Annotated in this window: 25 protein-coding genes; 9 read left to right on the forward strand and 16 right to left on the reverse strand. The window is 47.4% G+C overall.

Features of this window, described 5'->3' with window-relative positions; translation table 11 throughout:
* Positions 1–14 precede the first annotated feature (14 nt).
* From xylB to LEPBO_RS44360, 8 genes are all read right to left on the reverse strand, one after another.
* Positions 15–1481 carry a xylulokinase gene (gene xylB / locus LEPBO_RS0109275; protein ID WP_017287279.1) on the reverse strand — a complete coding sequence of 489 codons (1467 nt, stop codon included), beginning with the start codon at positions 1479–1481 and terminating at the stop codon, positions 15–17.
* Positions 1474–2826 carry an NAD(P)/FAD-dependent oxidoreductase gene (locus tag LEPBO_RS0109280; RefSeq protein ID WP_225885706.1) on the reverse strand — a complete coding sequence of 451 codons (1353 nt, stop codon included), beginning with the start codon at positions 2824–2826 and terminating at the stop codon, positions 1474–1476. Before LEPBO_RS0109280 ends, xylB begins: the two co-directional genes overlap by 8 nt.
* A gap of 328 nt (positions 2827–3154) precedes the next feature.
* The gene (locus tag LEPBO_RS0109285; RefSeq protein WP_017287281.1) at positions 3155–3499 is read right to left on the reverse strand and encodes a hypothetical protein; all 345 of its coding nucleotides are present in this window, start codon (positions 3497–3499) and stop codon (positions 3155–3157) included.
* Between the two features lie 323 nt (positions 3500–3822).
* Positions 3823–4227 (reverse strand): hypothetical protein, encoded by a 405-nt coding sequence (locus tag LEPBO_RS0109290; protein ID WP_017287282.1) that lies wholly within the window; start codon positions 4225–4227, stop codon positions 3823–3825.
* Positions 4228–4439: 212 nt separating this feature from the next.
* A complete protein-coding gene (locus tag LEPBO_RS0109295; protein ID WP_017287283.1) occupies positions 4440–5432 on the reverse strand; it encodes an ABC transporter permease subunit in 993 nt (330 codons plus the stop codon).
* A complete protein-coding gene (locus tag LEPBO_RS0109300; protein WP_017287284.1) occupies positions 5429–6982 on the reverse strand; it encodes a sugar ABC transporter ATP-binding protein in 1554 nt (517 codons plus the stop codon). The genes LEPBO_RS0109295 and LEPBO_RS0109300 overlap by 4 nt, the downstream gene beginning before the upstream one ends.
* Positions 6982–8061 (reverse strand): ABC transporter substrate-binding protein, encoded by a 1080-nt coding sequence (locus tag LEPBO_RS0109305; protein WP_017287285.1) that lies wholly within the window; start codon positions 8059–8061, stop codon positions 6982–6984. Before LEPBO_RS0109305 ends, LEPBO_RS0109300 begins: the two co-directional genes overlap by 1 nt.
* Positions 8062–8485: 424 nt before the next feature.
* Positions 8486–8611, reverse strand: coding sequence for a hypothetical protein (locus LEPBO_RS44360; RefSeq protein ID WP_263970824.1), 126 nt, complete (start codon positions 8609–8611; stop codon positions 8486–8488).
* 212 nt (positions 8612–8823) lie between these two features.
* Here LEPBO_RS44360 and LEPBO_RS36610 point away from each other — a divergent pair, with 212 nt between their 5' ends.
* On the forward strand, positions 8824–9240 hold the full coding sequence (locus LEPBO_RS36610) for a DoxX family protein (protein ID WP_036045594.1): 417 nt from the start codon (positions 8824–8826) through the stop codon (positions 9238–9240).
* Between the two features lie 96 nt (positions 9241–9336).
* Here LEPBO_RS36610 and LEPBO_RS0109320 read toward each other — a convergent pair whose 3' ends face one another.
* The 3 genes from LEPBO_RS0109320 to LEPBO_RS0109330 all read right to left on the reverse strand — a co-directional run bounded on the left by LEPBO_RS0109320 (position 9337) and on the right by LEPBO_RS0109330 (position 11907).
* On the reverse strand, positions 9337–10392 hold the full coding sequence (locus tag LEPBO_RS0109320; RefSeq protein ID WP_017287288.1) for an NAD(P)-dependent alcohol dehydrogenase: 1056 nt from the start codon (positions 10390–10392) through the stop codon (positions 9337–9339).
* Between the two features lie 243 nt (positions 10393–10635).
* Complete coding sequence (locus tag LEPBO_RS0109325) at positions 10636–11118, reverse strand: hypothetical protein (protein ID WP_017287289.1); 483 nt, start codon at positions 11116–11118, stop codon at positions 10636–10638.
* Between the two features lie 51 nt (positions 11119–11169).
* A complete protein-coding gene (locus LEPBO_RS0109330) occupies positions 11170–11907 on the reverse strand; it encodes a phycocyanobilin:ferredoxin oxidoreductase (protein WP_017287290.1) in 738 nt (245 codons plus the stop codon).
* A gap of 127 nt (positions 11908–12034) precedes the next feature.
* Here LEPBO_RS0109330 and LEPBO_RS36615 point away from each other — a divergent pair, with 127 nt between their 5' ends.
* The gene (locus LEPBO_RS36615) at positions 12035–12853 is read left to right on the forward strand and encodes a serine/threonine protein kinase (RefSeq protein WP_017287291.1); all 819 of its coding nucleotides are present in this window, start codon (positions 12035–12037) and stop codon (positions 12851–12853) included.
* Positions 12854–13064: 211 nt separating this feature from the next.
* On the opposite strand, the gene obgE is transcribed toward LEPBO_RS36615, so the two are convergent.
* Positions 13065–14132 (reverse strand): GTPase ObgE, encoded by a 1068-nt coding sequence (gene obgE / locus LEPBO_RS0109340; protein ID WP_017287292.1) that lies wholly within the window; start codon positions 14130–14132, stop codon positions 13065–13067.
* 123 nt (positions 14133–14255) lie between these two features.
* Between obgE and LEPBO_RS0109345 the strand changes: the two genes are divergently transcribed.
* Both LEPBO_RS0109345 and LEPBO_RS0109350 read left to right on the forward strand, forming a co-directional pair.
* The gene (locus LEPBO_RS0109345) at positions 14256–15242 is read left to right on the forward strand and encodes a cysteine synthase A (protein WP_017287293.1); all 987 of its coding nucleotides are present in this window, start codon (positions 14256–14258) and stop codon (positions 15240–15242) included.
* Positions 15236–15517: a (2Fe-2S) ferredoxin domain-containing protein gene (locus tag LEPBO_RS0109350; RefSeq protein ID WP_017287294.1), complete on the forward strand. Its 282-nt coding sequence runs from the start codon at positions 15236–15238 to the stop codon at positions 15515–15517. The genes LEPBO_RS0109345 and LEPBO_RS0109350 overlap by 7 nt, the downstream gene beginning before the upstream one ends.
* A 122-nt stretch (positions 15518–15639) precedes the next feature.
* Here the strand turns inward: LEPBO_RS0109350 and LEPBO_RS0109355 are convergent, their stop codons facing one another.
* The 4 genes from LEPBO_RS0109355 to LEPBO_RS0109370 all read right to left on the reverse strand — a co-directional run bounded on the left by LEPBO_RS0109355 (position 15640) and on the right by LEPBO_RS0109370 (position 18793).
* On the reverse strand, positions 15640–15888 hold the full coding sequence (locus tag LEPBO_RS0109355; RefSeq protein ID WP_017287295.1) for a hypothetical protein: 249 nt from the start codon (positions 15886–15888) through the stop codon (positions 15640–15642).
* Positions 15870–16892 carry a ParM/StbA family protein gene (locus LEPBO_RS0109360; RefSeq protein WP_017287296.1) on the reverse strand — a complete coding sequence of 341 codons (1023 nt, stop codon included), beginning with the start codon at positions 16890–16892 and terminating at the stop codon, positions 15870–15872. The genes LEPBO_RS0109355 and LEPBO_RS0109360 overlap by 19 nt, the downstream gene beginning before the upstream one ends.
* Before the next feature lie 209 nt (positions 16893–17101).
* On the reverse strand, positions 17102–18397 hold the full coding sequence (locus LEPBO_RS0109365) for a D-alanyl-D-alanine carboxypeptidase (protein WP_197693279.1): 1296 nt from the start codon (positions 18395–18397) through the stop codon (positions 17102–17104).
* A gap of 162 nt (positions 18398–18559) precedes the next feature.
* Positions 18560–18793 carry a Nif11-like leader peptide family natural product precursor gene (locus LEPBO_RS0109370; RefSeq protein WP_017287299.1) on the reverse strand — a complete coding sequence of 78 codons (234 nt, stop codon included), beginning with the start codon at positions 18791–18793 and terminating at the stop codon, positions 18560–18562.
* A 171-nt stretch (positions 18794–18964) separates the two neighbouring features.
* Between LEPBO_RS0109370 and LEPBO_RS0109375 the strand changes: the two genes are divergently transcribed.
* The 5 genes from LEPBO_RS0109375 (at position 18965) to opcA (ending at position 25241) form a co-directional block, all read left to right on the forward strand.
* Complete coding sequence (locus LEPBO_RS0109375) at positions 18965–19597, forward strand: HAD-IA family hydrolase (RefSeq protein WP_036044517.1); 633 nt, start codon at positions 18965–18967, stop codon at positions 19595–19597.
* Between the two features lie 183 nt (positions 19598–19780).
* Complete coding sequence (gene fbp, locus LEPBO_RS0109380; protein ID WP_017287301.1) at positions 19781–20842, forward strand: class 1 fructose-bisphosphatase; 1062 nt, start codon at positions 19781–19783, stop codon at positions 20840–20842.
* A gap of 11 nt (positions 20843–20853) precedes the next feature.
* Complete coding sequence (gene tal, locus LEPBO_RS0109385; protein WP_017287302.1) at positions 20854–22002, forward strand: transaldolase; 1149 nt, start codon at positions 20854–20856, stop codon at positions 22000–22002.
* Positions 22003–22194: 192 nt separating this feature from the next.
* On the forward strand, positions 22195–23724 hold the full coding sequence (gene zwf, locus LEPBO_RS0109390) for a glucose-6-phosphate dehydrogenase (RefSeq protein WP_017287303.1): 1530 nt from the start codon (positions 22195–22197) through the stop codon (positions 23722–23724).
* 155 nt (positions 23725–23879) lie between these two features.
* Complete coding sequence (gene opcA, locus LEPBO_RS0109395; protein WP_017287304.1) at positions 23880–25241, forward strand: glucose-6-phosphate dehydrogenase assembly protein OpcA; 1362 nt, start codon at positions 23880–23882, stop codon at positions 25239–25241.
* Positions 25242–25483 lie beyond the last annotated feature (242 nt).

The following is a 25483-nucleotide window of genomic DNA, read 5'->3' on the forward strand; positions in this document are numbered from 1 at the left end:
TAGTCGTGAATGATTCAACGCACTGCTTTAAGAGCTTCATATAATTGCTGATATTTTTGAAAAGCAGACTCATAAATTAGATTTTTCTGTGGTTGTACAACGTTTTCAGCTTGGGGAAGGATCTGAAATGCAGCTTCTAAATTGGAATACACCCCAACTCCTACCATCGCTAGAATTGCAGCTCCATAGGCAGCACCTTCTTCAGCTTTAGGTGCAATCAATTCTGTCTGCAAAATATCTGCTAGAATCTTGAGCCAAACACTCGATCGTGCTCCTCCTCCGGTTGCCAAGAGTTGCTTCATTGGAGTGATGTTGTGAATTATATCCAAGGCTTCTCGTAGACTGAATGCAACGCCTTCCAGTACAGCCCGGATGAGATCAGCTTGCGAATGGGCTAAAGCTAGATTGACCCAGGCACCCCGAGTTTCTGGATCAAGGTGAGGGCTGCGTTCTCCCGCAAGGTGAGGCAGAAATAAAACACCCCGAGCACCCGGCTGTGAACGTTCCGCCAACTGCATCAGATCCGCGAAGGCAATTTGGGGAGCGATCGTGTCTCGATACCAGCGCAACGAGCCACCTGCTGCGAGCGTCACACCTAGCAAGTGATAGCCGCCATCCGCGTGACAAAACAAATGCACTCGCCCTTCTGGATCAGGGATAGGATGCTCCAGAGGCGCAAAAATCACGCCCGACGTACCGATACTCAGACTGCCTCGATTCAGATTGCTAGCTGAAATTCCCAACCCAATTGCGGCGGCGGCATTATCACCCCCTCCAGCAATGACGGGTAATCCGGCTGGTAGCCCCACGTGTGCTGCGATCTCTGGTTTCAAGCGCCCGGCGATCGCTGTAGACTCCACGACAGGTGGAAACCAGGCTGGATTCATCTTAAGCGCATTTAGAATATCGCTGTCCCACTGTCGATTCGCGAGATTCAGACAGCCTGTTCCTGAAGCATCGGAGGGTTCTGTAACCGCGACTCCAGTTAGGACATAGCCCAAATAATCCTTAGGCAGCAAGATTTGCCGAACTTGGGCATAGGCTTGTGGCTCTTCTGTTCGCAACCAGACGAGCTTTGGAAGCTGAAACCCTGTAATTGCAGGATTGCCAGTTCGTTGAATCAATTCTTGACGAGAAATTGTCGATTCGATCGCTTCTACCGCTTTTCCAGTACGCTGGTCATTCCACAAAATCGCGGGTCTGATCACATGACCTTCTGCATCGAGCGGAACCATCCCGTGCATTTGCCCCGATAAACCGAGAGCGATCGCACAATTTTCACCAAGCTGTTGAGCAATGTCTGATAAAGCTTCCAGGCTAGCTTCTACCCAATCTGCCGGATTTTGCTCTGTCCAACCCGGATGTGGCGTGAACAGGGGATAACTTTTTGTGGTCTGAGCCATGAGTTGTCCATGCAGATCAACCGCGATCGCTCGCACCCCGCCTGTTCCTAGATCTAGACCGATTACTAAGTCAGCCAAGCTTCCCTCCTAGTTCTGAATGGTTTAATGGGTTTTCTTCCTGTGTAATCAGGCGAGAACCTCCTTTACGGCTGAAGTAATTCCAGGCCCACTGGATCATCACCACCAGCTTGTTATCAAACTCAATTAAGTAATAAATATGAGCAAACACCCAAATCAGCCAAGCCAGGAACCCAGACAGCTTTAACCAGCCCAAGTTCACCACAGCTGCATTCTGTCCAATCACCGCTAAACTTCCGACATCTGAATAATGGAAGGATGGCAATTCTCGTCCTTGTAGACGATATCGAATTAATTTAGCGATATAAGCGCCTTCCTGCATCGCAACGGGAGCAACTCCTGGCAGTGGTTGATCACCTTGATGCTTGTAATGAGCGAGATCTCCAACAACAAAAATGTCTGGTTGTCCTGGCACGCTTAAGTCAGGATTGACAATCACTCGTCCTACGCGATCGAGTGTTGCATCTGTCCGCTCAGCTAGCACTTTTCCCATTCCTGAAGCGCGAACGCCTGCTGCCCAAAGCACCGTTTTAGTCTGAATGGTTTCAGTTTGTTCTTCGTGACGAACCGTAACTGTATCCTCCGTAATCCCTGTCACAAAAGACTGTGTGTGTACTGTAACGCCTAAATTTTCGAGAGATTTTGCAGCAGCAGTTGAAAGCTCAGGAGGATAAGGTGGTAAAACGCGATCGAGTCCTTCTAATAACAAAATCTGAGTTTCTCTTGTATCAATGTTGCGAAAATCATGTTTCAACGCATAGTGAGCTAATTCGCCTAAAGCACCAGCTAGCTCTACTCCCGTGGGGCCAGCACCCACAACCACAAACGTCAACCAAGCTCGACGCTTTTCTGGATCAGTTTCTTTTTCAGCAACTTCAAACGCCCGAAAAATTCGTCGTCGTATTCTGATCGCATCTTCAACAGTTTTGAGTCCGGGTGCTATCTCTGCCCATTGATTCTGACCAAAGTAATCGTGACTTACACCAGTTGCTACAACCAAGGTGTCGTAGGGGAGAACTCCAGTGTTTAGAATGACTTGATGTTGCTCAGGGACAACATCGATCGCTTCATCCATCAGCACTTTGACGTTGCGATAGTGGCTGAGGATTGAGCGTAAAGGTGAAGAAATATCTCCAGGAGAAAGCTTTCCGGTTGCAACTTGGTAGAGCAAGGGTTGAAACAGATGAAAGTTACGTTTGTCGATTAACGTAATTTCGATCTGTTTAGAACGTCCCAGGGCTTTAGCTGCATATAAGCCACCAAACCCACCACCCACAATCACAACTCGGTGAGGAACGGGATGACCATCTGTATTTGCGATCGCAAACTGTTCCATTTTAGACATCCATGAATAGAATCCATTGAAAATAGACTTAGTTACCGATCACAGTTCACTTTTTACGCTGTAGCGATCGCGAAACAGAATCCTCAGATCCATGAGCAAACTGATATCAAATACCCTCAATAACGGCACCGATACAAGTTTTCTCTGTATCAGAACAAAGTCTTGAATGAATCACGCTTGCCTTAAGTGTATTAGAACTTCCGCAAAGCGTTCATACTCTCAGAGAATGACCCTGAAACAAAAAAAGACCCGTCAAATCTGACGAGTCTAGGCGAGATGATTGACCTTAAGATTTTAAAGAATCGGCAATCAATAGCTCTAGCGAAACTTAATTCGTGAATTCTAGATCGGGTTCGCTGCAAAAGTCGAACTCAGCAGCTTCAGAGGGGCCATCTGCATAAACTCCCCGGACTTGCCAAACGCAGTTCGAGTCATCTGTAGCAGGTGCCCACTGCATGGTTGCAGTTTCACCAGGGTCGATCGAGCTGCCCTTAAATTCTCCCCAAGTCTCGCCATCCTCGGATGCTTCCACCTTGAGCAAAGGAGTGCTGCCACTATTGGTGACTTGAAACGTCCAGCCGGATGCTTGAGCAAATGGCATATTCAGCACAAAAACAGAAACAGCGCTGACAAGACCAATCAGAGGTTTGCGATAGCTATAGTTCAGGTTCATTGGATCATATTCCTATTAGGAGATAACCCTACAGTTCCCGGTTCTTAGATTAGAACAATAAGCTTATTGAAAATTTTACAGTTACGAAATTCTACTAGGATACCATTTTGGTTGCTGTTCAGGGATTTTCTCAGCACCCTGTAAACATACGGAAAGTCTTCAACCAGACTTCTTTGCGTATGGAATAGCTACTGCCGACTTTCACATTAGATCTCAATGAATCACGCCTGCCTTTAAGTGTCTTGGAACTTCTAGAAAGCGTTCATACTTTGTCAAATGAAAGCTTTTCGCGTGCGGATCACTAAAAATGCTTTTATAAAATGTTATGTTTCAACGCGATGCCAGCAAGGCTGCTCTAAATCCAGAAAATAGGCTTCAGTGTGATCCACGAGGGTGGGTTTGTCCTGCTGGATTGCCCAAATTTTGCCACCGCTAATGTGAATTTGACCATGGCTCAACACGGCACGATGCTTATGAATCCAGCCTAGAGCTTCTCCACAAGTTGTCACTTTCTCGATCGCAAACGTGGAGCAGTTCAGGCGATAGACTGGGGTTTCGCCGATAGTGCGATCGCCCAGATATCCCAAGTTACCGATGATGTAGATCCAACCCGCAACCCAAGTCGCAGTGTGGAAATTAGTCGGTGGAAAAACGGTTGTCGGATAGCCATAAATTTGGAAATTGCCTTGTCCATCGTAGACGACGACATCGTTGTAAAAGCGGCTCAAACACCTTTACTGCTATCTTGAGCCACTGACTGAATTTGCAGGAGCTTAAGATGGCAGTAAAGGTTTTAGAAGGTTAAGTTCAGTCTGAAACTGAGAAGGCAAATTACCTGTTGCTGATCCAAGTCAGGTTAGGCAAGACTTATTGCTCACAATTTTAGGTAGACCTTAAGTAAAAGTCTGCACACCTACGAAATTGAGAAATTAAATTCAGATTATCGTGTAGAACGACGGCGCAATCGATCGATCACGACAGCTACAATAATCACTAAACCTTTGACAACAAGCTGCCAGAAGTAAGACATATTGAGGAGCGTTAGCCCATTGTTCAGGACTGCAATAATCAATGCACCAAGCAGCGTTCCTGGAATTGTACCAATCCCACCTGTAAAGCTTGTCCCGCCTAAAATCACAGCCGCGATCGCATCTAACTCATATCCATTTCCGAGCAAACCAGTCGCACTATACAGCCGACTAGAACTCATAATGCCAGCCAGCCCAGCTAACAATCCGCTGACGCCATAAACAAACAGCAAAACACGATTTACCTTAATCCCGGTCAGTCGTGCTGCTCGCTGATTTCCCCCAACCGCATAGATTTGTACCCCTAACACCGTTCGACGCAAGACAAACCAACTCGCTAAAACAGTAAGCAGTGCAATCACAACGAGCCACGGAAAAGGCCCTAAATAACTATTGCCAACCCAGGCAAAGTTGAGATTACGATTCAAAACCGTAGTGCCATTGGCAACGAGATAAGCCGTCCCTCGTAGCGCAGTCAAACCGCCTAATGTCACGATAAAAGGCGGGAGATCTAGAAACGCAATCAATGCACCGTTGATTAATCCGATGGCTAATCCAGTCAACAAAGCGGCTGGAATGGCAAGCCAGCTCACCGCAGACAATGAGACTAATACACCAACCACCGCTGACACACCTAAAATCGATCCAACAGACAGATCAATTCCTCCGGTCAGAATGACAAAGGTGAGTCCTGTTGCTAAGACAATGTTGATAGATGCTTGACGAAAGATATTGACAACGTTTCCAGCGGTAGGAAAGTTCGGAGTGAGAATCGAGAAGAGAATACAGATGATGACCAAGATTGGCAAAATTCCAGCAATCTGAAGCCAGTTGCCCGTGGATTTTCGCCGATTCGGGGGGCGATCGCTGGGTTCTTTTAAAGGTCGTAGTTCGGTTTGACTCATAGTGCGGCGACCTCCGATGCGCCAGTAGCATAATGCATAATGTTTTCTTGGGTAATTTCTCGATGAGTTGAGCCACCAAGCTCACCCACAATTTGTCCTTGGCGCATCACTAGAACGCGATCGCTCAGTCCGATCACTTCGGGCAGTTCACTCGATACCATCAAGACTGCAACGCCTTGTTGTGCTAAATCGCTAATAATCCGATAGATTTCGCTTTTCGCACCAATATCAACGCCGCGAGTCGGTTCATCAAGTAAGAGGACGCGCGGTTTGATCGCTAGCCAGCGCGCCAGTAAAAGCTTCTGTTGGTTGCCACCTGACAGATCCATGGCGCGAATTTCTAGATTGGCTAATCGAATGTTGAAGCTCTCGACCGCAGCATTCGCAATTCCGCCTAGAGTCTTCCAGTTAATGACGCCAGCTTTCGCATCTTGCTTGAGCATATTCAGCGTAATGTTCTGACCGGAACTCATTTCTAGGAATAAACCTTGATCTTTACGGTCTTCTGGAACATAGCCGATACCTGCCGCGATCGCATCTCCAGGCGTATGAATATCTAGCTTTTTCCCATTGAGAAATACTTCTCCACTGGTCTTCGGATCTGCCCCAAAAATCAAGCGCGATAGTTCGGTTCGTCCTGCTCCAACTAATCCGGCTAATCCGACAATCTCTCCGGCTCGAAGCACTAAATCAGTCGGTTGAACTTTATGACCGTCACTAATTTGTCTGACTTCTAGCACCACGTTGCCTGGAGTCGTTTGTGGGTGGTGTTCGTAGAAGCCTTCCATCGATCGCCCGACCATCATTTGCACCAGTCGTTCTGGCGAAATTTCAGACCGCTCTAAACTGCCAATGTACTGACCATCTCGCAGGACACTGACTCGATTTGCCAACGCATAGACTTCTTCCATGCGGTGACTAATATAGACGATTGCAATTCCATCCTGTCTCAGTTTGTGAATCACCTCGAATAGGCGCTCTGTTTCTCGCTCAGAGAGTGCAGCCGTTGGCTCATCCATCACGAGAATGCGGCTCTTGTCTTTGAGCGCACGAGCAATTTCGACTTGCTGCTGTTCTGCGATCGACAGACTTGAGACCAGATCATCTGGTGCAAAACTTGCCCCTAGATCTTGGAGGACTTTTGTAGCTTCTCGCAACATGCCTTCTCGATCTAGCAGTTGCCCATGACTGAGTTCACTGCCCATGAACATGTTTTCGGCAACGGTCAAGTTCGGTGCAACGTTTAGCTCTTGATAGATCAGATTAATTCCAGCTCGTTTCGCAACTCCTGGATCAGTAATATGGAGCCGTTGACCATTCACCCAAATCTCGCCTTCATCAGCAATGTAAGCTCCGGCAAGAATCTTCATGAGTGTGCTTTTTCCGGCTCCGTTTTCGCCCATCAGAGCATGGACTTCACCTGGATACAGCGTAAGATTGACGTTTTGTAGGGCTGGAACACCGTTAAAGCGTTTCGTAATGCCCCGCATCTCTAGCACTGGAGCTACGGTCGGAGCATGATCTGGCATCGTTTCTGGATTGGTTGTCATTACTGCCACCCTTTGTATTGGCTCACGTTGTCTCGCGTAATCAGCTTGACGGGAATCTGAATGTTGGGATCCGCAGGTTTTTTACCGTTTAGAATGTCATTGCCGACTTGCACCGCTTTCTGAGTCATGCCTAATGGATCTTGCGCGGCGGTTGCTACAAACAAGCTGCTTTTATCTTCGATCGCGCTTTTTGCTTCTGGTGCGCCATCGACTCCCACAATAAAGAACTCATTGCGCTTGGCTTGTCGGGACGCTAATTCTGCACCAACTCCACACGGATCATTAATAGCAAAGACTGCATCAATTTTCGGGAACGAGGTCAGTAAGTCCGTCATGACGCGCAACCCACCATCACGGCTCCCTTCAGCATTTTGGTCTTTTGAAAGTAGTTTGATGCCAGGATATTTTGCAAAAACCTTCTCGCAGCCTTCAACGCGATCAAAAACGGATTGCACAGGAGGGCCATTGATAATCACAACATTGCCTTTCCCTTTTAAGCGATCGGCAATGTACTGACAACTGAGTTGTCCCGCTTGCAAGTTGTTCGAGGTAATCGTTGCATCGACTCCTCCATCTGCTCCTGTATCCACTGCAATCACTGCAATGCCAGCTTGTTTTGCTTTTTCAACCGCAGGGGCAATACCTTTACTATCTCCCGCATTCAGAATAATCAAGTTAGTATTTGCAGCAATAAAGTTTTCGATTTGATTGAACTGTTGATTCAAGTCATATCCACTTGAAACCACAGTTGTCCGAACTGTATCGCCTCCAATTTTTCTAGCTTCTTCTTCTGCTCCTCGACCCATCAGCACAAAGAAAGGATTGCTCAAATCTCCCACTGTAACGGCTACCGATTTCAGCTTTGAATCACTCTGATTAGTCTGCTGTGTAGAGGAACAAGCTAGTAAAAGCCCCCCGATCAGACCCAATACGCCGATCGTGCTTAAACTACGACGTAGCGCAACTTTATTCACGCCTGTTTCACTCCCAAAAAGTAATTGAAGAGAATCAACTGAATCTAACTCTGCGGATTGGATGTAGCTTGCAGCGCTAGATTCAGTTGATTCTCTATGTTTCATCGTGCGCTGAAGCTGAAATATTCCACATCTATCGAATAGTTTATGCCTCAAGATAGAGCACTTAAGATGAACTGCTCAAATTATCTCCCTGTAAGGCTTTTCAGAAGTGCGCTGTTGAGGTTCGGCGTGAAGAGTTCATAAAATGTAACCTAACATACAAATAATCGTATACATTCAGGGTTAGCGTGATGGCTCAATCCGATTTGTTTAACAAGGGCGGGAATCTATTGGAAACCATTGCAGCTTGAGTGCGATCGCGAACATTCAACTGGCTCAGAATGTGAATAATAGGTTCTTCTATAGTTCACTTTGAGATATATGGTGCAGCTGCGATTTCATCATTGCTTGCTTTGCACACTAACCTCAACCTCTATCCGATTCGTTCGGTCTAACTCTATCAGTTTTACAAATTTTTTACTATGAACTATAAATTCGCTGTCGGAGCGATCGCACCTTCGATCAGCTTTACTATTTTGCTGAGCACATCTGTCTCAGCAGCAGGCACCGAGCGAGCCGCAAGCGCAAACATTTCTAACGAGTCGTCAGTCAATCTGAGTCAAAGTCGCCTGGGTAGGGAGAATTGATAGGAGAGAGAAGTAATCTGCACTGCTTAGTTCTGCTTTCGTTTACTGAATTCGATAGATGAAGAAAATTGAGGAATCGCCTATGCTAATGCGATCATCAATTCCGTTTGTTTTTTATCAAATTTTCATCCCTCAAAAGGCACATAACTTATCTACACGGAGGAAAGAGATTACAACCATGCTGACTCGATACTCACCCTATATTTATGCAATCTTGCGAATCATTGTAGGATTGTCCTTTCTGCTGCATGGAACGCAGAAAATATTCGGGATTCCAAGTGGTAAAGCTCCGGTTCCGATCACATCATTAATTGGCATAGCCGGAGTACTCGAAGTTCTTTGCGGTCTACTCGTTGCCTTGGGACTCTGGGGAAGCTATGCTGCATTTCTTGCGAGTGGTGAGATGGCAGCCGCTTACTTTATCGCACATGCTTCCAAAGGATTTCTCCCGATCGTCAATGGTGGTGAGCTTGCAGTTCTCTACTGTTTCATTTTCCTCTACATGGCAGCTCATGGTTCAGGAATCTGGAGTGTGGACGCATTTCTCAATAAAACAGGCAACCAATTATCATCTCCCACTCAGTTAAGAAACTAAGAGGTTTGTGTGCTGTCAGCACAATAGCAATCCAGTCACTTGTTCAACGACTGCAATTTCAGCCGCCGTTAAACAAGTGACTGGCGGGTTAATAAATTATTCAGATTTGAGTGATGCCATATCGATCGAGAAACGATACTTGACATCGGACTTGAGCAGTCGATCGTAAGCTTCATTGACTTTTTGAATCGGGATAACTTCAACATCGGCTGTGATGTTGTGTTCGCCGCAAAAGTCGAGCATCTCTTGAGTTTCGGCAATCCCACCGATGTTGGAGCCAGAAAGATTGCGCCGACCCATGATCAGGCTGAATGCTGCGACCTCCAGAGGCTTCGGAGGCGCACCAACTAGGGTAATATTGCCATCGAGCCGAAGTAGATTGAGATAGGCGTTAATGTCGTGATTGGCGGCGACCGTATCGAGAATGAAGTCGAAACTGTTCACATGCTGCTGCATCTCGTCCAAGTTGCGGGAGACGACCACTTCATCAGCACCAAGCCGGAGCGCATCTTCCTTTTTGTCAGGTGAAGTTGTGAAGACGACGACGTGCGCTCCAAGTGCATGAGCAAACTTCACGCCCATGTGTCCTAGTCCGCCAAGACCAACCACTCCTACTTTTTTGCCTTTAGTCACGCCATGGTGGCGCAGGGGCGAATAGGTAGTGATACCAGCACAAAGCAGGGGCGCAACTCCAGCAAGATCGAGATTCGAGGGGACACGCAGCACGAAGCGTTGATCGACGACGATGCTATCCGAATAGCCGCCGTAGGTGACACCATCAAGGTGCTTGTCCGGAGAGTTATACGTAAGAGTCATGTTCGGGCAGAACTGCTCTAAACCTGCTTTGCATTGGGGACAAGTGCCATCCGAATCGACCATACAGCCCACTCCTGCAAGATCGCCAGGTTTAAATTTGGTGACTGCTGAGCCGACTTGAGTGATACGACCAACGATCTCATGACCCGGAACGATCGGATAAACCGTAGGCGCGACGCTCCACTCATTGCGCACCATGTGCAGGTCAGAATGACAAACGCCACAGAAAAGAATTTCGATTTGTACGTCCTGTTCGGTTAGATCGCGACGCTCGATCGTATCGGAAGCCAGGGGCGAGGTTGCACTGGCGGCGGAGTACGCTTTCGCGTTGGACATGAATGATTCTCCTAGATTACAAAATCTTTATCGATGCGGTTTCGATTGCCCCCAATCGTAGAGATTTGACCCTGATCATTTGCTCTATCCGTAGAGATAAGAGTTTTTGAAACAAGGTTAAGCTGTATGCCGTTTGGGTGATCGATCGACAAGCGTTTAGTTCAGGAGAAACTGAGTTGGGAGTGCAAGGTATTCTGTGAGAATATACGAACCTAGCACATGACCGAACCTTCTCGTAGATTCCTAATCATCGCCCTTCCACGCTTCAATGATGTCATCGACGGTCTTCCCTAAAATCCGAGACAGGGGAATCAATTGATGACTTTCAATCTCTTCTCCACTATAAATCTCGCGCAGTTCTGCTCGCGATAATCGATAAGAATCACAGAACTTGGCAAACTCATCATCTGTCAGATCCAAATCGATCTGACGTTCTTTTAGCAAGACCGCAATCAATGCACTGCCTTGGAGTGGGCGCTCTGCTTTTGCAAGATAGCGCTTTACCAACTCACCTACGCTTTCTGAAGACCCACCCGATCGCGCAACCAACTCATAACACGCTAATTGCAATGCCTTTTGAAGCACCTCCGCCTCATTGAGTGATTTGGCAATCTCAGTTGCACAATCTGGGCGACAAAATCCTACCACTTCTCCCTCAAAAGAAAGCGGTACATAAGCAGATTTGGTAGAGCATTCCCACGGTAGGGGAGGTTTTACTTTTGGCATAGTGACACCGCAACGAAAATCTCTGCTTAAGATTCCCGTTCGCTCGTGACATCACTCAGGCAAATCAAACAAAACTGTCGTAATGTAGCGATCTGCCCAAGCTTCCCCGAATGCCTTCTCCAAAACTCGCCGAGTCTTGTCATTCTTTTGCTGCTGAGAACAGTAATAGTGCTGACCTGCCAAAATTTCTGCCTTTCGCTCCGGAGTGGGCGCAGTCGCGATCGCTCTTTGACAATGAATCTTCAAATATGCCTTCACCTGATCGAGAAACGCATTCTCCTCTTCCGCACTGCCCGGACGCACCAATAAACAAAAATCCGAGAAAATATCCCCCCACTCTGGAACTGCCCGACGTTGCACAAATTTCGTTTCGGGAACTGCTTTCAACTCGGTCTGATATTCAAGTGGCAACTGGCGATCGTGACTCAATGCCGAGAGATCCGCGATCGCCAAACTCACCTGCCCGGTCTTTCCACCGACTAAATCCGCACCAAACATTGGCAGCACATACTCTGGGCGAGGAAACATGACACAGTGCAAGATATCGAGCGAAGAACCCAATTTCGCTAGCTCTAAATGCAACTTCCGAAATTGAGGAGTCTGAAAACACTTATTTTCAATTACCAATTTCTCCCCTTCCATACGTCCCTCTACATACCCCAAATCTTCAGGGAGGTGATAAGGCGAAAGGTCTAAATGCTCATGCCAAATTTGCTCGATCGCATCCGCTAAATTTCGGATTAGGGGATGTTGCTGTTGACGCAGCGAAGGATTTGAAATTGAAGACATATTAAATCAGAGATAAAGGATAGGGGCAGAGCGATGAACTTTTGCTCAAATTCCTAGCTATATAAGGATATCAGCTTGCGGTTGGTAAATTATCAAAGCTATAACGGCTCTAGAATTCGGTGAAATTATGGCAGGGCAAATCCTGGGCGATCGTTATCAAGTTGAACGAGAATTAGGGAAACATGCAGGACGCTGGACGTTACTTGCACACGATCTCCATGCCAAAGAACGGGTTGTGGTGAAATTATTGTGTTCGGATGAAGACTTGCGTCCGGATGACCTGAAACTGTTCGATCGAGAAGTCGAAACTTTAAAGTCTCTTTCTCATCCTTGTATTCCAAAGTATTTGGGCTACTTCCAACATCGCCTCCCTGGAGGTCGAGCACTGGCACTCGTTCAAACTTACGTAGCCGGTAAATCTTTGGCAGATTGTCTCAAACGAGGTCGCACCTTTACCGAAGCAGAAGCTAGACAGATTGCGAAGTCAGTGCTCTATATCTTGATCTATTTGCAAGGTCGTAATCCCTCGATCGTGCATCGGGATATCAAACCGAGCAACATTTTACTTGGCGATCGCCGAGTGCACCTTGTCGATTTTGGCTCGGTGAAAACGATTTTGAATCGGCAAGACGGGACTTCAGCATTCACTTTGGTGAATACACACGACTTCACACCGCCAGAGCAATATACAGGTCGATCGGTAACGGCTTCTGATCTATATAGTTTGGGTTTGACGATTATGACAGCCCTGACAGGACTTCAACCCTCACAGCTTCCGCGTAAAGGTAGTCGCTTTGATTTGGAAGCGGTGGTTGATGTCAGCCCAGTCTTTGTCGATTGGTTGCAATGGATGACGGAAACTACACTGGAACGACGGCTTCAGTCGGCAATAGTGGCATTGCAGGCGTTGGATGCAGGTCAGGTCAGGAATGCGGTCGCGTTGTAGGAGTTTACGACGTTAGTTTTGCAGAGTGGTGAGATAGGGAGGGGTGAAATAGGGAGCGGCAACTATAATTTCAGATTTTTCTCGGTTCTTCTATCTCCCCGATGCTCAACCCGTTAAGCTGAAAATTTTGGGCATTGCGGCTCCGCTCAACGCAGCTTGCCTATTTCAGGTGAACACTCCAAGGTTTTCCATTCGCCTTGGAGGTTTGAAATTAACTCTCGACGAGAGATGGAGTGGATTGGAGTTGTTCCAATGCTTGCAATTCCTCTTCTTCTTGGGACTTCAATTCATCTAGCTCTTGCCAAACTCGTTGCATCAAGGAATCTAATCCCATATGCGCTGCCGCTGAGATTCGATAAACCGATGTGCCGCTGAGTTGTTCAAGTTGAGACGCGATCGCTTGAACTTCCTCACTCTCTGGATCAACGGTGTCTAATTTGTTAATCGCAAGAATTTGCAGGCGATCGCTTAATCCGCGACCATAGGCATCTAACTCACCTTGAATGGTTTGATAATCTGCGATGGGATCTTCTGCAGTCACATCGACGAGATGCAACAGCAATCGAGTCCGCTCCACATGGCGCAGAAAATCATGCCCTAATCCGATTCCCATATGTGCCCCTTCGATCAGCCCTGGAATATCGGCAAAAACAGTTCCATCCCCACTGGGTTTACGAACCACGCCTAAGTTTGGAACGAGCGTTGTGAAAGGATAATTTGCAATTTTGGGACGTGCAGCAGAGAGCGCTGAGATCAACGTCGATTTACCTGCATTGGGTAAGCCGATAATGCCAACTTCTGCTAAAAGTTTGAGTTCGAGTCGTAGCGATCGCAGTTCTCCGGGTTGTCCTGGAAACGCATTCTCTGGCGCACGGTTGCGATTACTGAGAAAACAATGATTTCCGAGTCCACCTTTTCCGCCTTCGGCAACTTTCAGCGTTTGACCATGCGTGGTTAGATCCCCGATCAGTTCGTCTGTTTCGAGGTCATAAATCATCGTGCCACACGGAACTTCAATAATGCGATCGCGTCCTGAAGCGCCAGTGCAATTACTCGTTCCGCCTTTTTGCCCGTTATCGGCTTTGAACAATCGCATATAGCGAAAGTCTAAAAGCGTTTGTAAATTCTCATCGGCTTGTAACACGATCGAGCCACCGCGTCCGCCGTTGCCGCCGTTTGGGCCTCCAGCCGGGACGTACTTCTCACGACGAAAAGACACCATTCCATCGCCGCCATCGCCTGCCTGAACTTGAATTTCTGCTTGATCAATAAACTGCATGGGTGGGTTGCGTCTGAATGTGAGTGAGGCTTGATTATATCAATTTGATTGCAACTCCTGCGCACCAAACGATTCTATAATCCGTCAAAATGGCAATAGGGAACACATCGCGCAAAAACTGGCATGGATATCAAACACGGATTCGTAGATACGATCGGCAACACTCCCTTAATTCGGCTCAATAGCTTCAGTGATGAAACAGGCTGTGAAATTCTAGGAAAAGCGGAATTCCTCAATCCAGGCGGCTCTGTGAAAGATCGCGCTGCACTCTACATTATTGAAGATGCGGAAAGACAAGGACTTCTAAAGCCTGGCGGAACGGTTGTTGAAGGAACCGCAGGTAATACAGGGATTGGACTTGCCCATATTTGCAACGCGAAAGGCTATAAGTGTTTGATCATTATTCCAGAGACGCAATCTCAGGAGAAAATCGATTTATTGCGAACCTTGGGCGCAGAAGTCCGAACGGTTCCGGCTGTGCCTTATAAAGATCCGAATAACTATGTGCGCCTGTCTGGCAGAATTGCGTCAGAAATGGAGAATGCGGTCTGGGCGAATCAGTTTGATAACCTGGCAAATCGTCGCGCTCATTATGAAACCACTGCGGCTGAGATCTGGGCACAGACAGATGGAAAAGTTGATGTCTGGACGACTGCGACCGGAACGGGTGGAACTTATGCCGGGGTAGCGCTCTATCTCAAAGAAAAGAATCCTCAAATTAAATGTGTGCTGGCTGACCCAATGGGAAGTGCGCTCTATAGCTATGTCAAAACGGGTGAGACGGTTTCTGAAGGCAGCTCAGTCACAGAAGGGATTGGCAATAGTCGCGTGACGGCAAATATGCAGGGTGCGCCTGCGGATGATGCAATTCAAATCGACGATCGAGAAGCGCTGCGAGTGCTGTATCAACTGCTCGAAAAAGATGGTTTATTCCTCGGTGGGTCTGTGGGGATCAATGTTGGGGCGGCAGTCGCACTCGCAAAACAAATGGGTCCCGGACATACGATCGTGACGATTCTCTGTGATGGAGGCAGTCGATATCAATCTAAGTTGTTCAATCGGGAGTGGTTAGCAACTAAAGGGCTTTTACCCGATTCTGAGTCATGCTGACGGTGCGAATTTGTCAGCATCAGTCTTGCCGAAAAAAGGGCGCAGCGAAGGTGATTCAAGCCTTTCGATCGCTTGCGCCTGCTGAAGTAACAATCGAGCCTTCTAGCTGTCTCGGTCAGTGTGGGAATGGTGTGATGGTACTCGTTTTGCCCGATCAGATTTGGTACGATCGCGTTCGACCGGAAGAAGTGGGAGCGATCGTCGATCGACATTTAATTCGAGGCGAACCGATCCGAGCTATGCTTTATCGCAAATTTCACCCCACGCAAACTTGATCAGGATTAATGCTCATCCGCAGGCCTGGCTAGAAGCACAGAGGAGTAGACCGATTCTTTTCGTCATTTAGGCTTGACTCTACGCTTTGGACAAATTAAGAATCGATCTACAACAATCGAACTTACAATCCCAACAAATCATCCAATTCGTCGATCGCATCACATGCAACTGCCTGACTATCTCGATCGACGATCGGTTGGGGTGCATGAATCATCGTTGTACCTTGCAATCGTCCGTATAGATAATCATCTGCATACTTGCGAAATACAGCCTCGATCGCAGCGCGAGAATTTTTCAATCCCCATTCTTCTGCAATCAATTCTGCTTTTTCAATCACATCTTTGCTCAGTCTTACTTTGTTGTCATACATAGCTGCCATCCTTCTGCGATCGGAAACAATCCACGAACATTTGCGAACTGCGGATCCGGCATCACCGCAAACAATTTTCGTCCTGCAAGCCGTTCTGCAATCAAATGAGAACTGCCACCTGTGACTAAAAATCGAGTCACGCGCGGCATATAAGGGGTGTACTGTGCCTTAATCGTTTGGAAAATCCCTTTAAACCAGGGATCTAAATACTCTTCTAACCACAATGACCAAGAGAGTCCTGTGTCGGCATAGACATGCCCGGACTTGAAGCCATCCATGACGATCGCCGGATCAACGGTTGTACCCAAGCCATCAATCAATCGGCGATCGAAGCTAATTGATGTGGCGAGTTCATAAGAACCTCCGCGATCCATCACGTTTTCATCAATTACATCGCCTTCTGCATCGACGAGCCGTGTTAACCAGGTTCCGCCACCGATGTCTACGACGATCGTATAGCCGTTGTCAGGAATGAGTCCTAACTGTTGCGCATAACGATATGATCCGATTCCTTCTCGTTCTACTTCAACGTGTTCAACTGTAACTTTAAATGGAATTCCATTGCGCTTGAATTCATGCACTCCCATCAATTGAGCTTTGATCTCTGCTGCATTGCGGTTTGGATCAGGAGTAGACGCATAGACATGCAGTGGAAACTGGCTCAGTTGTTCATCGCGTTCCGGTTCTAGGCAAGCATACAGATGCAACCGCGACAAATCGACCTTGTTTTCTACAACAGTTTGTTGCTGGCGGCGATACTTATACGCTTGTGTGCCAAAATGATATCGCGTTCCATCGGGTAACTCGATCAAGGGAGAGTGATCCGAGAAACGAACGGGATCGCGTCCTTGAGGGAGTTGAAACCTCACAGAGCGAATCGCTCTTGGATGTCCTGCACCGTTCCAAAACTTGAGATCATAGTTTCCAGCATCTAGAGCGATCGTGCGATGTGAAACTCCAATGGTCTCTTTGGGAGGTCTGCTGCGTGTACCTAATCCGTTCATGGCGTTTTCCTCAACGAGATTTGGGTAATACAAATGTTTTTAGTACTTAGGTACTATAGTCAGTTTGAATCTCTGTGTCAACCTGGGGACGGAAAGTTTTTTCAGATCAAAGTTGAAACCCTAGCTTGATATGCGTTCAAGCTAGGGTTTCAATCAGTTCAATTTTTCAATCAAGCATCGATTTCAAAACGTTGCGTTACACGTTCCCATCAGTTTGCTTTTTCAATCAAGGATTTCAAACTTGCGCGATCGCGATTTGCTGCCAATTGGGCGGGAACTGCTGAAACTGCTCCCCACTGATTTGCAAAAGTATTCACTAGCGACTCTTGCCCTGCCCGGAACCCTTCTAAGTTTGCGCCTCCGCCATTCATCACGACAAACCAAACCACTCCTTTCTGGCTCGTCGGCAATGCTCCTGCGAGCGCACTAACTTCATTCAAACTTCCGGATTTTGTAACTAATCCTTTGGGCAGCTTTCGCTGATCCAAAATTCCAGCATCCTCACCCACGATCGCAAAAATATCTCCCACGGTCATTTGACTCGGTTTGAGATATTGCTCGATCGCGAGAAACATCGCACATACTGCACGCGGCGAAATCCGATTTTCTGGAGAGAGTCCTGAACCGTTGACGAGAATCACTTCTTGTTGAGGGACACCTGCTGCCTGTGCAGACTTCAAAGCAACCACTTTTGCTCCACCAACCGCAAGTGCGACCATCTCTGCCATCGCATTGTTGCTATAGCGATTCATCTTTTTCAGCAGTTCCGGCAAAGGTAGAGAACGATGTCGAATTAAGGTTTGAGCGATTGAGGGATTGGCTGCAACTTTCACATTGCCCGCGATCGCAATCTGGGGTTTTGGAGTTCCAGCAGGTAAGGTAGCATACTGTTCAGCAACTTCGCCTGTCCAAGTACTCGCATTCAGGGCTTGCTTAAATAACTCACCTGACGCGTCTAATTCTGGATTGAAGTTCATAAAGAAGCGACCCGACACAATCAGGTTGCCCGTAACTTTTTTGATGCCCAGTTGTGAAAGCGCATTGGCAACTGCGATCGCTTCTTCCCAGACAAAGAGAGGATTACCATTGCCCTGAAGAATCAGATCGCCCTTGAGAACGCCGTCTTTGATCGTGCCATTGGTTCCAATGACCGTTTCAAACCGATGATCAATTCCGAAAGTCTGAAGGGCTGCAAGAGAGGTGGCAACTTTCGTTAAAGAGGCAGCAGACAGAGGGATAGTTCCTTGATTCTGCGCTAATAACGTATTGCCGGATTGCATCCAGATGCCTTGAACCGTTTGCGGATAGCCTTGAGCAGAGATCTGGCTCAAATACTTTTGAACGATCGCGCTAGTGTTGGGATCGACTGGAGAAGTTGGAGAAACTGATAAAGGTGCAGTCGGGGGAGCAGGCGGAAATGTCAGCGTACGGCGGGCTTCTTCCGGTGTCGGATTTGGAGATGCAGTCGGAGAATCTGCGGTTTTCGGAGCTGTGCAACTCGTCACAAGCAGCAAACTAACGAAGCACACGAAAGAAGAGTAGCGCATGGAACATTTCGCCAAAATAGTCGGAATCAAGCTTAACGCAATCTTTCAACAATTTTGGAATGGTGTGACAGCAAAAATCGGGGATTTATCCAACCCCCGATAATTCACTCACTCTAGAGGCTATCGTGGAATTAACCGTTGCCGCCCCCCAACACCAGGATTAAAAATCGCAGCCAATTCGGATTCCGGGAATTGTTCCAATGCATTCTCTAGCTCAGTTTCTGTAAACTGATAGCCTCGATCGCTAGCAATTTTCACAAACGTCTGCGGATCGCTTGTTGCCTGCAATCGGGTTTTCAATGCCTGATCATTGCGAACCGATTTGAAGAACTCAGCAGCATGAAGTTGCGACATATGAAATTCCTCTCAGATTGAAGTGTGAAGAGACTGGAACGTAGCGCTAAGATCTCTAACTCTCAGAATAGAGGAACCTGAGAAAAGTAGGATTAAATTGATATCAAAGTTGATTACCCTGTAAATAAGTATTAATCTTGCTGTTGGCTTTATCGTTTCATACCTTCACCTGTGAAAGTTATCTTGTTCGATTTTGATGGCACGATCGTCGATAGTGTCGAAGTTGGAATTGCGATCACGAATCGATTAGCGGCTGAGTTTCGCTTTCCGCCGTTTGATGAAGAAACCTTAGAAGAACTCAAGCAACTCGGATCGCGAGAAGCCCTACGCCGATCCCGAATTCCGGTTTGGAAACTCCCATTTTTGATTCGACGTTTTACGCAAGAACTCAATCGAGAAATTTCCTCTTTACAGCTTTTCCCAGAAATGAGAGAAACGCTTTTACTCTTGAAAGAGCATGGACATTTATTAGGAATTGTTTCGACAAATTCAGTTAGAAATATTCAGGAATTTCTCAGAATCCAAGAATTAACTTCGACATTCGATTTTGTTTCGGCAAGCTATGCTTTGTTTGGCAAAAGTCGCCTGATTCTTAAGATTTTGCGCCAGCATCAATTCCATCCGTCTCAGGTCTATTACGTGGGGGATGAAACCCGTGATATCGAAGCGGCAAGAAAAAGTGGAGTGTGCGCGATCGCGGCAACTTGGGGATTGAATTCTACTGAGATTTTACAAGCGAATCATCCTGATTTTTTGATTCAGTCTCCTCAAGAATTAGTTCCTTTAATCGTTGACAGATTCTAATTCTGAGGCATTCAGCTTTGTCTCCGTATCATTGCTTACTTAAATGGATTGACATTCTTTAGCTCATCTTAAAGAACGCCCCGTTTCGAGAATGCCTTCTTAAGATAGAAGTATCCGCACAGTCGCCTTTACTAATTTAGAGACGTGTGAAATAAAAACCCTGATCTCAGGGAGGAAACTGGAATGGTCGATGCTCAACCTCTGCTCGATCGCGATTTGACCCTCGATCGAGACTGCACTACTCTCTCTCGTCATGTTCTGGAACAACTGCAAAGTTTTTCAGCCGATGCTCAGGATTTGAGTGCGATCATGTCGCGAATTGCGCTTGCTGGAAAACTCATCGCTCGTCGCCTCAGTCGCGCCGGGTTGATGGAAGGCGTTTTAGGATTTACGGGCAGTACAAATATTCAAGGCGAGTCTGTCAAGAAAATGGATCTCTATGCCAATGAGGTCTTTATCTCTGTGTTTAAGCAGAGTGGGCTAGTCTGTCGCCTGGCTTCAGAAGAGATGGACGAACCCTATTACATTCCAGAGAACTGCCCTTTGGGTCGATATACGTTGCTATATGACCCGATCGATGGCTCCTCGAATGTCGATATCAATATCAATGTTGGCTCTATTTTTGCGATTCGACAGCAAGAAGGAGACGACGCAGACGGAACAGCACAGGATTTATTGAGTCACGGTCGCAAACAGATCGCCGCAGGCTACATTCTGTACGGCCCGAGCACGATGCTGGTTTATTCGATCGGCAAAGGGGTGCATTCCTTCGTGCTTGACCCAAGTTTGGGAGAGTTTATCTTAGCGGATGAAAATATCCGAATTCCTGAACATGGCGCAATCTACAGCGTCAATGAAGGGAATTTCTGGCAGTGGGAAGAGTCCTACCGGGATTTTATTCGCTACGTGCATCGGCATGAAGGCTATACCGCACGCTATGGCGGCGCGTTGATTGGTGATTTTCACCGCATTTTGTATCAAGGTGGTGTATTCCTTTATCCCGGTACAGTCAAAAAGCCAGAAGGCAAGCTGCGATTGCTTTACGAAGCTTCGCCGTTAGCATTTTTGGCAGAACAAGCAGGTGGGCGGGCAAGCACTGGAACCCAGGAAATTCTAGATGTTGTTCCTGATAAGTTACACGACAGGGTTCCATTGATCATTGGAAGCACCGAAGATGTTGCGCTGGTTGAATCCTTTGTTCAAGAGCGCATCCGAGAAAAGACAATTTTAGGTTCGTACAAATAGGAGCAGACCCCATGGTAACGGTAAACCACATTCTCGAAATCAAAGATTACGGTCAAAGTATCTGGATGGATAACTTGGCGCGCGATCTGATTCAATCCGGCGAACTTAAGCGCATGATTGAAGAGCGTGGATTACGCGGACTAACCTCGAATCCAGCGATTTTCGAGAAAGCGATTAAAGGAAACAAAATTTACGATGCGGATATCGAAGCAGGGATTCGTGCGGGTAAGCCGTTGCTCGAACTCTATGAGTCGCTGATTTTTGATGACATTCGCAATGCCTGTGACATCTTTCTGCCTGTGTATGAAGAGTCCGGCGGTTTGGATGGCTATGTGAGTATCGAAGTTCCGCCCAATATTGCCAACGATACCGAGAAGACGATTCAAGAAGCGCGTCGATACTACAAAGAAATTGGTCGTCCCAATGTGATGATCAAGATTCCTGGTACGTCAGCCGGATTGCCTGCGGTGGAAGCGGTGATTGCAGATGGGATCAATGTCAACGTGACGCTATTGTTCTCGGTTCAAAGCTATGTCAACACGGCTTGGGCATACATTCGAGGCTTAGAAAAACGCGTTGAAAAAGGCGAAGACATCAGCAAAATTGGTTCAGTTGCTAGTTTCTTCTTAAGCCGGATTGATAGTAGTATCGATGCTCAAATCGACGAAAAATTAGCAAAAGGTGTAGATACTGCTGAACAAGAAGCGAAGCTACGTGCTGTGAAGGGAAAAATTGCGATCGCGAACGCCAAAATTGCTTACCAAGAGTACAAGACGATCATTAATGATCCCCGTTGGCTCGCCCTGAAAGAAAAAGGTGCGAATGTTCAACGCCTGCTCTGGGCAAGTACCGGAACGAAGAATCCAGAGTACAGCGATGTGATGTACGTCGATGAACTGGTTGGTCCGGATACCGTAAATACGTTGCCGCCAGCCACGATCGAAGCCTGTGCAGATCATTGTGACGTGGCTTCTCGTATCGATACTGGCGTTGAAGAAGCTTACAACTTGATTGAAAGCTTGAACGATCCCGATATCAATATCAATCTTGCCGGAGTGATGACGGAACTGCTAGAAGACGGCATTGCAAAGTTTGTGCAGCCGTTTGAATCGTTGATGGCTTCGCTGCAAGAAAAGGTCGATCGACTAGCTGCAGTCTAAGTTTAGTCTTGGATAACGCCCCCAATCCATAGAAATCGCGGCGGACAGACAAAACCGCACAGATGGTCTATCCCATCTCCATAACTGTAAGTGTTCTTATCTGTTCGTCGCGACTTCAACTAACAGGCTCTCAGCTACTCTCTTCATTAGCTCTGCACTCCGAAATTCACTCCCCTGATTTCCCCTCCCAATATGGTTACTCTCTTACAGAATCCTCTGCGCGTTGGACTTCAACAGCAACGAATGCCCGAACCGAACATCATTGTGTTCTTCGGGGCATCCGGCGATTTGACGAAACGCAAACTTGTTCCGGCTCTCTATCACCTCAAGCGAGAGCGGAGACTCCCTCCAGAATTAACGATCGTTGGTGTCGCCCGTCGTGAATGGAGCGATGATTACTTCCGCGAACAAATGCGAGAAGGCGTTGAAGAATTCTCCGATGGCGTTGGCTCCGATGCGCTGTGGCAAGACTTCGCGCAAGGACTGTTCTACTGTCCCGGTGACATTGATAACCCAGACAGCTATCAAAAACTCAAACAACGCCTAGAAGAAATCGACAAAATTCGAGGCACAAGAGGCAATCGAGTCTTTTACCTCTCGGTTGCACCGAAATTCTTCCCGGAAGCCATTCAGCAACTCGGTAAAGCTGGAATGCTCAAAGACGCGCAGAAAACACGCCTCGTGATTGAAAAACCCTTTGGGCGGGATCTCAGTTCGGCGCAAGCGCTCAACCGCGTGGTGAATGAAGTCTGTCAAGAACATCAGGTTTATCGGATCGATCACTATCTCGGCAAAGAAACGGTTCAAAACTTATTAGTCTTCAGATTTGGCAATGCGATCTTTGAGCCGTTGTGGAATCGCCAATTTATCGATCATGTTCAAATTACCGTTGCTGAAACTGTGGGCGTTGAAGATCGAGCGGGTTATTACGAATCTTCTGGCGCTCTGCGAGACATGGTGCAAAATCACTTGATGCAGCTATTTTGTCTGACAGCAATGGAGCCACCGAACTCACTCGATGCTGATAGCATTCGGACTGAGAAAGTGAAAGTGATTCAAGCGACTCACCTCGCGGATGTGGCTCGCTTAGAACACTCCGCCGTGCGGGGACAGTATTCTTCAGGCTGGATGAAAGGCAAGCAGGTGCCAGGATATCGAGAAGAACCGGGAGTCGATCCGAATTCGCTCGTTCCGACCTATGTGGCGATGAAATTTATGGTCGATAACTGGCGATGGCAAGGGGTTCCTTTCTATCTCCGCACTGGAAAACGCCTGCCGAAGAAAGTCAGCGAAATCGCCATTCAGTTCCGGGATGTTCCCTATTTGATCTTTCAGTCGGCAGCGAAGCAGGCAAATGCGAATGTTCTCGTCATGCGGCTGCAACCGAATGAAGGAATTGGCATGCGGTTTGAAGTCAAAATGCCGGGAGCGGATCTGAGAACGCGATCGGTGGAAATGGACTTCAGTTATGGGTCTTCGTTCGGCGTAACCGGAGGAGAAGCCTACGATCGCCTACTGCTCGACTGCATGATGGGCGACCAAACGCTGTTCACCCGTTCTGACGAAGTAGAAGCCGCGTGGCGTGTTGTCACCCCTGCTCTAACCGCTTGGGAAGCCCGCACTGATCCGAGCCTGATGCCTCAGTATGAAGCTGGAACCTGGGAACCTTCTGAAGCTGAGCAGTTGATTAACCGTGATGGTCGTCGTTGGCGAAGACTCTAGAGAAATTGGGGTTTAGAGATTGGATGAGCGATCGAACTGCCCAGACTCTAAACTCCAGATTCTTCAGAAGCTTGCCTGAGGTTGGATAGCTGATCGCTTGACTCAGCCTCCAAACTCTAAACTCCAAACTCCAAACTCTAAAACTCCGCAGTGTTATGGCTCCTAAATCTGCTCCACTCGTTTCACTCCAAGCTCCTAAGGATGTCTCGCTCAATGAGATCGAACAAGAGCTAAATCAAATTTGGCAAGGGTATCGAGAAGTTGGTGGTGATAATTCAGGTATGGTTGCCACCCGGGCTACAACGTTTACCTTAGTCGTTTATGAACCAGAAGAAACCCAGCGATTGTTGGCGATGATGGGCTTTTATACTGGTCCCGTGGACGGGATTGACGGTCCGAGAACCGAAGCTGCCATTCGGGTTGCACAGGCAGCTTATGGGCTGGAAGTGAACGGATATTCCAGTCCTGAACTGTTAGCGAAGCTGCGCGAGGACCTAGCCAAGCGAAAGGGAGAAATTCCGACTCAGAACTCAGAAGCCCCTCGCTATGTATCAGATGCAGCAGGCTCTGGAATTGCCGATGTCGTTGCGAGCCAAAATCCTTGTCGAATTATTTCGCTGTTTCCTTTTGCGGGAGAAGATGAAGGCGTTTCGGCTCAGGTTTCGGCTTACTGTCCAATCAATAAAGCCAATCAGGCGGCTCTCGTCTGTTGTGAGTATGTTTCGTTGAAAGGAACAGAAGCCGCTTTGAATCGAGCCAGTGACTTAGCAACTTCTTTACTGATTAGCGAATTGCCCCGGATTGTTTGGTGGAAGGGCGCACCGCATCTTGATCAACCGCTCTTTCAACGGTTGTCGAAGCTTTCCAATCAGATTATTTTTGATTCCAGTCGGTTTGCTGCGGATGCTGAAGCAGAACTCTTAAAGCTTGCGAACTTACGTGAAGAGGGTGTGTTTGTCACTGACCTCAATTGGCGACGGTTAGCTGCTTGGCAGGAACTTGCAGCAGAAGCATTTGATGCTCCGGAGCGGCGGGATGCAATTTGGGAAGTCGATCAAGTTGTCATTGATTACGAAAAAGGCAATTCTGCACAAGCATTGATGTATCTCGGTTGGTTAGCCAGTCGTTTGGAGTGGGAGCCGGTCTCGCGCGAAAAAGAAAATGACATTTATGATTTGCAGCGCGTCTTCTTTATGGCGGCGAACGGGCGCAAAATTGAGGCGGAACTTGCGGGGATTCCGACCGCAGACGTGGGAGAAGTGAAAGGCGATATGGTGAGCTTGAAACTGTCTTCGACGAATTTGCGCGCGGATTGCTGCACAGTGTTGTGTTCTCAGACGACTGGATGTATGCGAATGGAAGCAGGAGGGGGCGCCCAGGCGTGCCGGATCAATCAAGTGACCCCACTGAATGATCAGAAGGCTGAAACGTTGTTGAGTGAACAGCTTCAGCGGGTCGGGCAGGATGTGCTGTACGAGGAAAGTATGGCTGTGACTGCAAAAATCATTCAGTTGTAACCGTTCAGTTGTCACCAAAGTCGTCAACGAATGCCTGATCTTCGAGTTTTCGGAGATCTTTTTTTGTCAGAAGTTCTATCGCGGTGGAGAATCGATCGCGCACTCAGTTTGGTTATCTTGGTCGATCGAGACTAAATTTCAACTGGATCTAGTCAGGGGATCAAACTCTGTCAATCCAATGCTGTATTTAAAAATAGGAGGCTTAAGGTTGCGTCGTTTCGGCTTTCTTTTCGGTTTTGCTC

The sequence above is a fragment of the Leptolyngbya boryana PCC 6306 genome (assembly GCF_000353285.1).
Lineage (GTDB): Bacteria > Cyanobacteriota > Cyanobacteriia > Leptolyngbyales > Leptolyngbyaceae > Leptolyngbya > Leptolyngbya boryana.